Annotated in this window: 11 protein-coding genes; 3 read left to right on the top strand and 8 right to left on the bottom strand. The window is 72.4% G+C overall.

Annotation, left to right across the window (positions count from 1 at the left end; translation table 11 throughout):
• Positions 1–158: 158 nt before the first annotated feature.
• Positions 159–659, bottom strand: a complete 501-nt coding sequence (locus ABZ070_RS31480; RefSeq protein WP_356638795.1) for a rhodanese-like domain-containing protein — start codon at positions 657–659, stop codon at positions 159–161.
• A gap of 94 nt (positions 660–753) precedes the next feature.
• Here ABZ070_RS31480 and ABZ070_RS31485 point away from each other — a divergent pair, with 94 nt between their 5' ends.
• Positions 754–1,200, top strand: coding sequence for an Lrp/AsnC family transcriptional regulator (locus ABZ070_RS31485; RefSeq protein WP_356638797.1), 447 nt, complete (start codon positions 754–756; stop codon positions 1,198–1,200).
• Here ABZ070_RS31485 and ABZ070_RS31490 read toward each other — a convergent pair.
• From ABZ070_RS31490 to ABZ070_RS31500, 3 genes are read right to left on the bottom strand one after another with little or no spacing between them, the layout of a single operon-like run.
• The gene (locus ABZ070_RS31490; RefSeq protein WP_356638799.1) at positions 1,190–4,363 is read right to left on the bottom strand and encodes an SMC family ATPase; all 3,174 of its coding nucleotides are present in this window, start codon (positions 4,361–4,363) and stop codon (positions 1,190–1,192) included. The two genes, ABZ070_RS31485 and ABZ070_RS31490, sit on opposite strands and share 11 nt — an antisense overlap.
• The gene (locus ABZ070_RS31495; RefSeq protein ID WP_356638801.1) at positions 4,360–5,526 is read right to left on the bottom strand and encodes an exonuclease SbcCD subunit D; all 1,167 of its coding nucleotides are present in this window, start codon (positions 5,524–5,526) and stop codon (positions 4,360–4,362) included. Before ABZ070_RS31495 ends, ABZ070_RS31490 begins: the two co-directional genes overlap by 4 nt.
• A 42-nt stretch (positions 5,527–5,568) precedes the next feature.
• Positions 5,569–6,195, bottom strand: coding sequence for a YigZ family protein (locus ABZ070_RS31500; RefSeq protein ID WP_356638803.1), 627 nt, complete (start codon positions 6,193–6,195; stop codon positions 5,569–5,571).
• Between the two features lie 76 nt (positions 6,196–6,271).
• On the opposite strand from ABZ070_RS31500, the gene ABZ070_RS31505 reads away from it, so the two are divergent.
• Positions 6,272–6,679 carry a CoA-binding protein gene (locus tag ABZ070_RS31505; protein ID WP_356638805.1) on the top strand — a complete coding sequence of 136 codons (408 nt, stop codon included), beginning with the start codon at positions 6,272–6,274 and terminating at the stop codon, positions 6,677–6,679.
• 17 nt (positions 6,680–6,696) lie between these two features.
• On the opposite strand, the gene ABZ070_RS31510 is transcribed toward ABZ070_RS31505, so the two are convergent.
• The 4 genes from ABZ070_RS31510 to ABZ070_RS31525 form a co-directional block, all read right to left on the bottom strand.
• Positions 6,697–7,251: a YbaK/EbsC family protein gene (locus ABZ070_RS31510; protein WP_356638807.1), complete on the bottom strand. Its 555-nt coding sequence runs from the start codon at positions 7,249–7,251 to the stop codon at positions 6,697–6,699.
• A gap of 43 nt (positions 7,252–7,294) precedes the next feature.
• Positions 7,295–7,867 (bottom strand): XRE family transcriptional regulator, encoded by a 573-nt coding sequence (locus tag ABZ070_RS31515; protein ID WP_356638809.1) that lies wholly within the window; start codon positions 7,865–7,867, stop codon positions 7,295–7,297.
• A 300-nt stretch (positions 7,868–8,167) separates the two neighbouring features.
• Positions 8,168–9,037 (bottom strand): AraC family transcriptional regulator, encoded by an 870-nt coding sequence (locus tag ABZ070_RS31520; protein ID WP_356638811.1) that lies wholly within the window; start codon positions 9,035–9,037, stop codon positions 8,168–8,170.
• 371 nt (positions 9,038–9,408) lie between these two features.
• Positions 9,409–10,218 (bottom strand): DapH/DapD/GlmU-related protein, encoded by an 810-nt coding sequence (locus tag ABZ070_RS31525; RefSeq protein WP_356638813.1) that lies wholly within the window; start codon positions 10,216–10,218, stop codon positions 9,409–9,411.
• Positions 10,219–10,415: 197 nt separating this feature from the next.
• On the opposite strand from ABZ070_RS31525, the gene ABZ070_RS31530 reads away from it, so the two are divergent.
• A complete protein-coding gene (locus ABZ070_RS31530) occupies positions 10,416–10,946 on the top strand; it encodes a gamma carbonic anhydrase family protein (protein ID WP_356638815.1) in 531 nt (176 codons plus the stop codon).
• The last annotated feature ends 79 nt before the right edge of the window (positions 10,947–11,025 follow it).

Here is an 11,025-nt window from a genome sequence, read left to right on the forward strand (position 1 = left end):
GAGTGCCCTCGGGCGGGCTGAATCCCGCTCCGTGAAGGCAGCCCCCGGCGGTCCCGGCGCGGGGTCCGGTGGTGGTCCCCCACGCCGCCAGGCGTAGGGGCAGGAGCCACCGGGGACCACGCGCAGCGCGGACGGTCCGGGCGCGGCCCGTAGGTGGTTCAGCAGCCGCAGTCGCCCGCGCCGACGGGTGCGGTGAGCGGGTCGGCGGCGCGCCTGGTGCGGCCCTCCCAGGTCTCGTACTCGAAGCCCTCCCTGGCCCAGTACTCGAAGCCCCCGAGCATCTCCTTGACCTGGAAGCCCAGTTCGGCGAGGGCGAGGGCCGCGCGGGTCGCTCCGTTGCAGCCCGGGCCCCAGCAGTAGGTGACCACCGGCACCGACGGGTCGAGAAGTTGGGAGGCCTGCTCGGGGATGAGACCGGTGGGCAGGTGCAGGGCACCCGGGATGTGGCCCTGATCCCAGGACTCGGTGGAGCGGGAGTCCAGGACGACGAAGCCGGGGTCGCCGCCGGCCGCGAGGGCGGCGGCTACGTCGGAGACGTCGGCGTGGAAGGCCAGGGCGGCGCCGAAGTAGGCGGCAGCGGCGGCCGGGGAGGCGGGCGGCACCCGCAGGACGGCGTTGGCGGCGGGGGTCACGGTGGCACTGCTCTGCGTCGTGGTCATGATCAGAAATCTATGAGTGCTGATCATTTCCAGGAAGTGGGAATCCCCGGCACTTGTCTTGATCGGCCGGGGATTCCCCTGTTGTCTGTCGGGCATGACCGGATATTCACCGGACGCCACGGACTGGCGCATTCTCGAACTGCTCCAGACACAGGGGCGGGCCGGCTTCACCGAGCTGGCCAGGGCCGTGTCCATGTCGGCGAGCGCCGTGACCGAGCGTGTGCGGCGGCTGGAGGAGGCGGGTGTCATCAAGGGCTACTCGGCCGTGATCGACGAGGAACGGCTCGGGCTGCCGATCCTCGCGTTCGTACGGCTGCGCTATCCGAACGGCAACTACAAGCCCTTTCACGACCTGCTGGACGCGACACCCGAGATACTCGAGGCGCACCACGTCACGGGCGACGACTGTTTCGTGCTGAAGGTCGCGACCCGCTCGATGAGCCACCTCGAAGAGGTCTCGGGCAGGATCGGCGCTCTCGGGTCCGTGACGACCAGCGTCGTGTACTCCTCTCCCCTGCCGCGCCGCCCCATCAGTCGCTGAGCGTCGTGCCCGCCCGCAGTCTCACCGCGGAGCCGGACCGGCCCTTGACGACCTCCAGCTGGGCGGGGATACGGCGGCGCAGATCACCGACGTGGCTGACGATCCCGACGCTGCGGTCCCGTTCGCGCAGCGAGTCGAGGACGTCGAGCACCTCGTCCAGGGTCTGGTCGTCGAGGCTTCCGAAACCTTCGTCGATGAAGAGGGTGTCGAGCCGCACGCCTCCTGCCTCGTCGGTCACCACGTCGGCGAGTCCGAGCGCGAGGGCGAGCGAGGCGAAGAACGTCTCGCCGCCGGACAGGGTCGCCGTGTCGCGTTCCCTGCCGGTCCAGGCGTCGACCACGTGGAGTCCGAGGCCGGCGCGTTTCCCACCGGTGCGGGCGTCGGAGTGGACGAGGGTGTACCGGCCGGAGGACATGCGCTGCAGCCGTACGGTGGCTGCCACCGCGACCTGCTCCAGACGGGCCGCGAGGACGTACGACTCGAGCCGCATCTTGCGTTCGTTGTCGGCGGAGGTGCCCGCGGTGAGACCGGCGAGCCCGGCCACCTGGTCGTACTCCTCACGCAGCGGGCCCAGACGGAGCGTCTCCTGCTCCGCCTGCCGGGACAGCCGGTCGACTTCGGCGCACCTGGCGCGTGCGGCGGCCAGCGCGGAGGTGGCGTCGCGCAGTGCCCGTTCGGTGGCGTCATGGGCGGTGAGGACCGCCTCGGGGTCCGCGGCCGGCCGGTCGGCCGCGGCACGGGTGCCTTCCTCGGCGAGCCTGTCGGCGACGGCTGCCGCTTCCGCCTGCCAGGCGTCGATACGGTGCTGGATCTCGCGCTGTTCCGACTCGGGGACGAGAGCCGCGGCCGCCGCCGACGGCGTGTCGAAGCCCGCACGGAACGCCGCGTCGGCGAGCCGGTCGTCGGCTTCCTTCAGCCGCAGGGACGTGCTGTCGACGGCACGTACGGCGTCCGCCGCGGCCGCCAGCCGGCCGGCCCGGCTCTCCAGCAGGGCCGCGCGCTCCGCGACGCTGTCCGAGCCGCCCCGCGCTCGGGCCGACTCGTTCTGCAGTGCCGCCAGTTCCTGGTCGAGCGCCTCCCGCCGCGAGGTGCGGGCCGCAGCGCGCCGCTCCGCCTCCTGGCGGGCCGCGACCCGCTCCTCGTACTCCCGCTCGGCGCGGGCGAGGGCTTCTCTGGCGCTGTGCGTACCGGCCGCGAGGCCGCGTGCTTCGGCGTACTCGCGCTCCAACTCCTCGACGGCGGACCGCAGCGCGGCGACCGTGGGCTCCTCTCCGAGCCTCGGGGCGGGGACGGCACCGGTACCCGTCTCCGGGAGGGCGGCAGCCCCGAGGACGGTGCGGTGCGGCACACCTTCCGCACTGTCCGCGACCACCGCCCGGTCGGCCCTGGCGCCGCCGCGCGGCGCTCCGGCGGGCGAGGGGTCCGCGCCGCGTGCCCTTGATGCCGCCGCGCCGCGGGCCTCCTCGACAACGGCCAGGGCCCGCTCTGCCTCCGCCTTCGCCTGCTCCGCCGCGGCGTTGTCCTGGTAGGCGGCGTCCTCTGCGGCGCGGTCGACGTGCCGGGCGTCCGCGCGTGCCGGAGCCGGGTGCTCCGCGGACCCGCAGACCGCGCAGGCCTCGCCCGGCACCAGCGCCGCCGCCAACTCCGCGGCGATGCCCTGGAGTCGGCGCTCCTTGAGGTCGAGCCAGGCGGCCTTGGTCTCGTTCGCCCGGTCGTGCAGCGTGCGCAGCCGCCGCTCCGCGTCCTGCGCACGTGTGGCGAGCTCGTCGCGTTCGCGGGCCGCGCGCAGCCGATCACGGGCGGGGTCGAGCCTGCCCGCGAGGTGCTCGGCGCGGGTGGCGGCTTCCTGCGCGGTCGTGATCCGTTCCTGGTGGTCGCGGCGGAGGCCGTCCCATTCGGCGAGCCAGCCCGCCGCCTCGGCGAGGATGTCGTCGTCCGTCCGGGCCTGCCGGTCCAGGTCGGCCAGCTCGCGTGTGATGTCCGCGGCGCGCTTCTCGGCCCTCCGGGCGGCGTCGAGCCCGCCGATCTCCTGGCGCAGTGCCCGCTCCGCACCGGTGAGTTGGTCCGCTCCGGCGTCCGTGAGCTCGGCGGGGAGCCCGGCACGGGTCCGCTCGCGCTCCGTCGCCGCCGAGCGGTGTTCACGATCGGCATGGTCGCGCACGCGCAGCGCCGGTTCGACGAGTGCTGCCTTACGGGCCCGTTCCAGTCGGGTGCGCAGGGCCTCCTGCTCGTCCCTGCGTGCTTCCAGGGCTTGTGAGCGCGCCCGCGCGTCCGCGTACCGGCGCTGGAGCCGGTCCAGTTCGCGCTCCGCGTCGAGTGCGAGTCGGGTCGCGGCCTGCCGGCTCTCCGCCGCGGCAAGGCCGCGCTCGGCGATGTCGCGCCTTTCCCGGGCGCCGGCGCGGGCCACGGCCGCCCACTGCAGGACGGCCGCCGCGAGGCCGGGGTCGCCGGGCTGCTGCTGGGGCGCCGCCCATCCGTCGGCCGCCGGGCCCGCGGCCTGTTCGATGCGGTGGGCCACGGCGAGGAGCTGTTCGTCGCCGGCCTTCACCTGTTGCTCCACGGCGCGCCGGAGTTCGGCGAGGCGGTCCTCGACGGCGGCGAAGCGGCGGGTGTCGAAGAGCCGTCCCAGAAGTCTGCCCCGCGCTTCCGCGTCGGCGCGCAGGAAACGGGCGAAGTCGCCCTGCGGGAGCAGCACGACCTGGCAGAACTGCTCGCGGCTCATCCCGAGCAGCTGGGTGATCTCCTCACCGATCTCCTGGTGGGACTTGCTGAGCGCCTGCCATTCGCCGCTCGCCGCCTCGTATTCGCGCAGGACGCTCTGCGCGCGTTCGGTGACGAAGCCGGTGCCGCGTGCCTTGGGGCGCGGCTGCGCGGGACGGCGCGTGACCTCCAGCCGCCGTCCGCCGACGGTCAGTTCGAGGCGGACCTCGGTCGGTGTGCCGACCTGGGCGTGGTCGCTGCGCAGCGACGCGCCCGGACTCTGGCGGGCGCCGGGCACCGCCCCGTACAGCGCGAAGCACACGGCGTCGAGGACGGACGTCTTGCCGGCTCCCGTCGGGCCGTGGAGCAGGAAGATCCCGGAGCTGGCCAGCGCGTCGAAGTCGACTTCCTGGGTGGCGCCGAACGGGCCGAAGGCGGTGACGGCCAGCGTGTGCAGCCTCACCCGGTCACCTCGCGCACTCCGGCGTCGACCCGCACGGCCTCGAAGGCGGCGCGCAGAACGGTGCGCTCGCCGTCGTCGGGGCCGTTGCCGCCCCGCACATGGGCCACGAAGTCCTCCGCGATCTGCTGGTCGCTGCGCCCGTGCAGCCTCTGTGCGTAGGACGCCATGCCGTCCTGCGCCGTCCGCTCCGGCTCGAAGACGAGGTGCAGGGTGTGCGGGAAGCGCTCGGCGAGTCGCGCCATCGGGTCGGCGGGCCGCACGGCGTCGGTGAGGGTCGCCTCCACGAACGACTCCTCGTGGTGCTCCAGGGCGGGGTCGTCGAGGAGTTCCTCGAGCGGTCCGCGCAGCCGGGCGAGGGGGCGCGGCTGCGGGCAGTCGATCCGCTCGGCGCTCACGCCGCCGGCCGCGTCGAGGTCCACGAGCCACATCGTCTTGCGGTGGTCGGTCTCCGAGAAGGAGTAGGCGAGGGGCGAGCCCGAGTACCGTACGCGCTCGGTGATGGTCTGGCAGCCGTGCAGGTGCCCGAGCGCGACGTAGTCCACGCCGTGGAAGACCCCGGCGGGGACGGCCGCGACGCCGCCGACGGTGATGTCCCGTTCGCTGTCGCTCTCCTCGCCGCCCATGACGAAGGCGTGCGCGAGGACGACGGACCGGGTGCCGGCTTCGCGGGCCGCGAGGTCGTCCCGCACCCGCTCCATCGCCGCGGCGAGCACGGTCTCGTGCGCGGTCTTCTCGGTCCTGAACTCGTTCCTGACCAGGGACGGTTCGAGATACGGCAGGCCGTAGCAGGCGACCGGCCCGTGCTCGTCGGCGAGCAGTACGGGCGTGCCGCAGCCGGCGGGGTCGGTACGCAGGTGGACCCCTGCCCGCCGGATGAGACCGGCGCCGACGCCGAGCCGGCGGGCCGAGTCGTGGTTGCCGGAGATCATCACGGTCGGCACACCGGCGTCGGCGAGGCGGTGCAGGGCGTCGTCGAACAGGGCCACGGCGGCGAGCGGCGGCACGGCCCGGTCGTACACGTCTCCCGCGACCAGGACCGCGTCCACGTCGCGCTCACGCACCGTCGCCACGAGGTGGTCCAGGAACGCGGCTTGGGCGTCGAGCATGCTCACCCGGTGGAACGACCGCCCCAGGTGCCAGTCCGACGTGTGCAGGAGTCTCATGATCCGTGAGCGTATCGGTGGGGTCGGACAATGCGGGCGGCTTCACTCATCTCCGTACGCCTCGCCCCCGAGTTCCAGGCCGGCCGTACCGGCGGTGGCGTCCGCCAGCCATGCCCGGAAGGCGTCGACGTCCGCTTCGGGCAGCCCGATCTCCATGGTCACCGCGTCCGCGTAGGTGACCTGGCGCACATGCCGGCCGGTGGCCCGCAGATCGTTCTCCAGCTTGCCCGCCCGCTGGTGGTCGACGGTGACAGTGGCCAGCCGGTACCGCTTGCGGACGACCGTGCCGAGTGCGTCGAGCGCTTCGCCGACCACCGATCCGTAAGCCCTGATGAGTCCGCCCGCGCCGAGCTTGACGCCTCCGTAGTAGCGGGTGACGACGGCCACGGCGAACCGGACCTCTCGCCGCATCAGCATCTGGAGCATGGGCACCCCCGCGGTGCCGCCCGGCTCGCCGTCGTCGCTCGCCTTCTGCACTGCGGCGTCGGCGCCGATGACGTACGCGAAGCAGTTGTGGCTGGCGGTCGGGTGCTCCGTGCGGATCCGGGCGACGAAGGCCTGTGCCTCCTGCTCGGTCGCGGCGGGCGCGAGCGCGCAGATGAAGCGCGATCGGTTGATCTCGGTCTCGTGGACACCCTCGCGGGCGACCGTCCGGTACTGCTCCTGCATCCCGCCACCCTATGCGGCGTGCGGAAGGCGTCACGCCACCGGGGAATGGTGCACGGCGCCCGCCCGTTCTCCGGGCATGTACGCAGACACAGAGACGATCCGCAGAATCCTCACCGCCACGGGCGACACCTGGGCCGTGGTGGGCCTGTCCAACAACGAGGCGCGGGCGGCGTACGGTGTCGCCGCCGTGCTGCAGCGCTACGGCAAGCGCATCGTCCCGGTGCATCCGAAGGCGGAGACGGTGCACGGGGAGAAGGGATACGCCTCGCTGTCCGAGATCCCCTTCCAGGTCGACGTCGTCGACACGTTCGTCAATTCCACGCTGGCGGGAGCCGTCGCGGACGAGGCGGTCGCCATCGGCGCGAAAGCGGTCTGGTTCCAGCTGGGCGTGATCGACGAGGCGGCGCACGAGCGCACCCGGGCTGCGGGGCTGGACATGGTCATGGACCGGTGCCCCGCGATCGAGATCCCCCGGCTGGGCTGAGCCCGAAAGGCCCGGCGTCAGATGCCGAGGCCCTCGATGACCACCGCGCCGGGCAGGGCGGCGAAGGCCTTGCCCGGCACGATCAGTTTGCCGCGGCGGCGTCCGCTGCCGACGAGGACCCACTCGGTGTCGACGACCGCGGAGTCCACCAGCAGCGGCCAGTCGGCGGGCAGGCCGATGGGCGTGATGCCGCCGTACTCCATGCCGGTCGCTCCGGTAGCGGTGTCCATCGAGGCGAACGAGGCCTTGCGGGAGCCCAGTTGCCTGCGCACGGCGCCGTTGACGTCGAGGCGCGTGTGGGACAGGACGAGGCATCCGGCGAGGGTCGATTCGCCGCCGCGCTTCCCGGCCACGATGACGCAGTTCGCGGACTGCTCGAGCAGTTCACGGCCGTAGTGCTCGACGAACACGGCGGTGTCGGCGATGTCCGGATCGGTGTCGACGTAGACGAGCTGCTCCGCGGGGATGTCGCCGTGCCATGCGCGTACGGCTGCTGCGACCGGCGCGACGAGGAGGTCGAGACGGTCGGGGGCAGGGGCGGCGTGGTCGAAGTTGCCGATGGGTGCGCGCATGCCCGCACGCTAACAGCCGTGCCCCCGTGACGTGTCGGGCGTCTCAGCGAACGGGCGGGACGGAGACGGCCATGATCATTTCCACGACGTCCTTGCCCTCGTTGCGGTAGGCGTGCGGCACGTTCGCCTCGAAGGTGGCCGAGGTGCCGGTGGGCACGGCATGGGCCTGACCGCCGACGACGAGGGTGAGCTCGCCTGCTGTGACGTGCAGCAGTTCGGTCGTGCCGTCCGGGTGCGGGTCGGAGGCGCTCTCGTCGTCGGGCATCAGCCGCCAGGACCAGAGCTCGAGCGGGCCGCCGCGCTCGTTGCCGACGAGGAGTGTGGTGGAGCTGCCGGTGGAGGTGGACCACATACGAACGGCCTGCTCCGGCGGTACCAGGCGGACCTGCGGGCCCTGCTCGTGGTCGAGGAGCGTGGTGATGCTGACGCCGAGGGCGTCGGCCAGTTTCACCGTGGTGCCCACGCTCGGGTTGGTGCGCGCCTGTTCGATCTGGATGATCATGCCGCGGCTGACCCCTGAGCGGGCGGCGAGGGCATCCAGGGTGAAACCCCGCTCGCCGCGCCAGCGCTTGAGGTTCCGGGCGAGCGACTGGGTGAGCTGGTCGAGGTCCGACACGTTCCGTCCAATATTCCGGATGACATGGTTCAGTGCACTGCACTACCGCGTGATGCACCGGATCGTTCATCGCACTGTACTGCGGGGCCCGCACGACTGCTCTGTTCGGCCCTGTTCACGTACAGCTACGCAGGTGGCGAGTGACGCCGGGTGGCGTTCCGCCCGTGCACATGGTTCAAGCCCCCAACGCCCATGGGGAGGGCGCTGCGGGCTTGTCCACTGTGCCGCCGTACTCAGAGAGCAGAGAGCATCAGGCGAACGCGCTATCGGCGGCCGGGGTGATTCCGTGACCGCAGTCCGTCACGACGGTTCGACGGGCAGCCACAGTTCGCACGTCGCGGTGCTGAAGTCGTCCGCGCGCTCGAGGACCGCGACGAGGGAGGGACCCGGCCGGAGGCGCCAGGGGTTGGAGGGGAACCACTCGGTCGCGGTCGCGGCCCAGGTCGTCTGCAGGGCGTGCGGATGCGGTCCGGTGGTGCGGAAGACCGCCCACTTGCCGGCCGGTACCTCGATGGCGTCGAGGTCGTCGGGGGCCGGTGTGTCCCGGGAGACGGCGACCCCGTGCAGGTAGGTCAGTTCGCTCCCCTCCGTGCTGTCGGGGTCGAGGTCGTCGCAGACCTGCAGCAGGCCGCCCGGATCGGTGTCGCTGAGCGCCTTGAGCCGGAGATGCTCCTCCTGCGGCAGTGCGGTGATGTGCTGCTGGATGTGCGGGTTGATGCCCTGGTGGATGAGCGGAACCCGGGCGGCGTGTCCGACCAGCCGGAACGCGGGGCGTTCGACGAGGCGGGTGTCCATGGGGGTGCTCCCTTCGACGGTCAGGCGGAACCTGAGTTGTGGTTGTGTGCGAAGGGGGCCTCCGTCGCGGCGCACGTCGCTGGGGCCGGCGCCGTGGACCGCACGGAACGCGCGTCCGAACGCCTCGGTCGAGCCGTACCCGTGCCGGACGGCGATGCTCAGCAAGTCGCCCTCACCCCGGACGACATCGGCGGCGGCGAGGGTCATCCGGCGCCGGCGCACGTATTCCGACAGCGGCATGCCGGCCAACGACGAGAACATCCGACGCAGGTGGTACTCGGTCGTGCCGAGCCGCCTGGCCAGTCCCCGGACGTCGAACTCCTCGGCGAGGTGCTCCTCGACGAGATCGACAAGCTGGTTGAGTGCCGAGATCACGAGGCCTCCTTTCGATGTCAACCCTGCCTGGCGGAACCCCGGCCGTACCCGACCGCTGCGATCCGATCCGATCATGCGCCTGCACCGGCGCGGAGCCGAGTGCTCATCGAACGCTTCAGTGTCTGAGGGGAACGATGAGTGGGGGCTGGGCAGGACCCTGTCGACGGCGCGGGGCAGCCGGGGCCCGGCTCTGCCCTCGCGGTCACTCCCGTAGTGGGACTGGCGTCGGTGCCCGCGAACCTCTACTCGTGGTGACGGTGTTCGCCGCGCCGCTGATCCTCAAGGAGCGACCGCGCACGGTCCAGGCCGTCGGAGCCGGGCCGATGCTGGTGGGCACGGTTCTCCTCGCGAACGGCTGAATTCCCCTCCGATCAGCGCTCCTCCAGCTCCGCCACGGAGCTCACCCGATCCGCCGGGTCCATCCGGTCGTCCGCCGGCTCGGACAGCTCGCTCTCGAGGTCCGCGAGCGCGACCAGTTGCTCCGGTGTGACGCCTTGAGGGATCGGCACCGGCGCGGGCGTGCGCAGCGGCGGCTGCCAGCCCTCCGCCTCGTCCCAGCGGCGCACGACGCGGGCGGGCGCGCCGGCCACCACCGAATGGTCGGGCACCTCGCCGCGTACGACCGCTCCCGCGGCGACCACCACATTGCGTCCGAGGCGGGCTCCGGGCAGGATCACCGCGCCCGTACCGAGCCAGCAGCCGGGGCCGATCTCGACGGGCTCCATCCGCGGCCACTGCTTCCCGACGGGTTCGTGCGGGTCGTCGTAGCTGTGGTTGGTCGAGGTGATGTAGACGTACGGGCCGCAGTACGTGTCGGAGCCGATGGCCACCTGCGTGTCGGCGATGACATGACTGCCCCGCCCGAGGACCACACCGTCGCCGAGGGTCAGAATCGGGTCGGGGCCGAGGTCGAGGCCGGGCATCATCCCGGCGGTGAGGGTCACCTGCTCGGCGATGATGCAGTGCGCCCCGAGTTCGATCCACGGCTCGCCGAAGACGGTGCCCTGCGGGAAGGCCAGCCGCGTGCCGGTTCCCAGACGCCGGAAACGCAGCCTGCCTGGGTGTTCGGCCGTCACGGCGCCCGCGTCCTGCACCCACCGCCAGCCGCGGTGCACGGCGCGCGCGAGGAAGCGGCGCCCCCAGGCGGCCGGCGATGAGAACGTGTTTCTGTTCTTCGGCACCCGCCCACGGTAGTCGGCCCCGCCGGTCCAATTCGACTGACGTGCTGTGACGTTCACCCCAAGCGGGCTCGGGGTGCAGGCGGGCCGCATCGCGGCCGCACCGGCGCACAGGGGCCCGACCCCTGCTGCGTGCCGCGGGAAGCGGTCGCTTACGGTGCAGGTAGGCGCGACGGACCGGCGAGTTTCAGGGAGACGGCATGACGGAGCGGGCTTTGGTTGCGGGCGTGGGCGGCAAGGAGCCGACGGTCCACCCGGAGGCGTTCACCGCCCCGACGTCGGTGGTGATGGGCGACGTCACTCTCGCTCCGGGCGCGAGCGTCTGGTATCAGACGGTGCTGCGCGCCGACTGCGGACCGATCGTGATCGGCGCGGGGAGCAACATCCAGGACAACTGCACGGTCCATGTCGACCCCGGCTTCCCGGTCTCCGTCGGAGAACGCGTCTCGGTCGGCCACAACGCGATCCTGCACGGCTGCACCGTCGAGGACGACGTTCTCGTGGGCATGGGCGCCACCGTCCTCAACGGCGCGCACATCGGCGCCGGCTCGCTGATCGCGGCACAGGCGCTGGTACCGCAGGGAATGCGCGTGCCGCCGGGCTCGCTGGTCGCCGGGGTGCCGGCGAAGGTGCGACGCGAGCTCACGCACGAGGAGCAGGAGGGGATCAAGCTCAACGCGGCGGTCTACCTGGATCTCGCCGCGCAGCACCGCGAGGCGCACAAGGCCTGATCCCTGCGCCGCGTGAGGTGACCGTGCTCAGCCAGAGCCTGCGCAAGCAGGAGGACGGCCTGAAGCTCGGCGCCGACCA

This window comes from Streptomyces sp. NPDC006283, from assembly GCF_040613325.1.
GTDB lineage: Bacteria > Actinomycetota > Actinomycetes > Streptomycetales > Streptomycetaceae > Streptomyces.

Excerpts from the sequence above, each read along its gene's own strand:
- ABZ070_RS31480 (WP_356638795.1), bottom strand. The coding sequence starts at position 659 with ATGACCACGACGCAGAGCAGTGCCACCGTGACCCCCGCCGCCAACGCC.
- ABZ070_RS31530 (WP_356638815.1), top strand. The coding sequence starts at position 10,416 with ATGACGGAGCGGGCTTTGGTTGCGGGCGTGGGCGGCAAGGAGCCGACG.
- ABZ070_RS31510 (WP_356638807.1), bottom strand. The coding sequence starts at position 7,251 with ATGCGCGCACCCATCGGCAACTTCGACCACGCCGCCCCTGCCCCCGAC.
- ABZ070_RS31495 (WP_356638801.1), bottom strand. The coding sequence starts at position 5,526 with ATGAGACTCCTGCACACGTCGGACTGGCACCTGGGGCGGTCGTTCCAC.
- ABZ070_RS31505 (WP_356638805.1), top strand. The coding sequence starts at position 6,272 with ATGTACGCAGACACAGAGACGATCCGCAGAATCCTCACCGCCACGGGC.
- ABZ070_RS31500 (WP_356638803.1), bottom strand. The coding sequence starts at position 6,195 with ATGCAGGAGCAGTACCGGACGGTCGCCCGCGAGGGTGTCCACGAGACC.
- ABZ070_RS31485 (WP_356638797.1), top strand. The coding sequence starts at position 754 with ATGACCGGATATTCACCGGACGCCACGGACTGGCGCATTCTCGAACTG.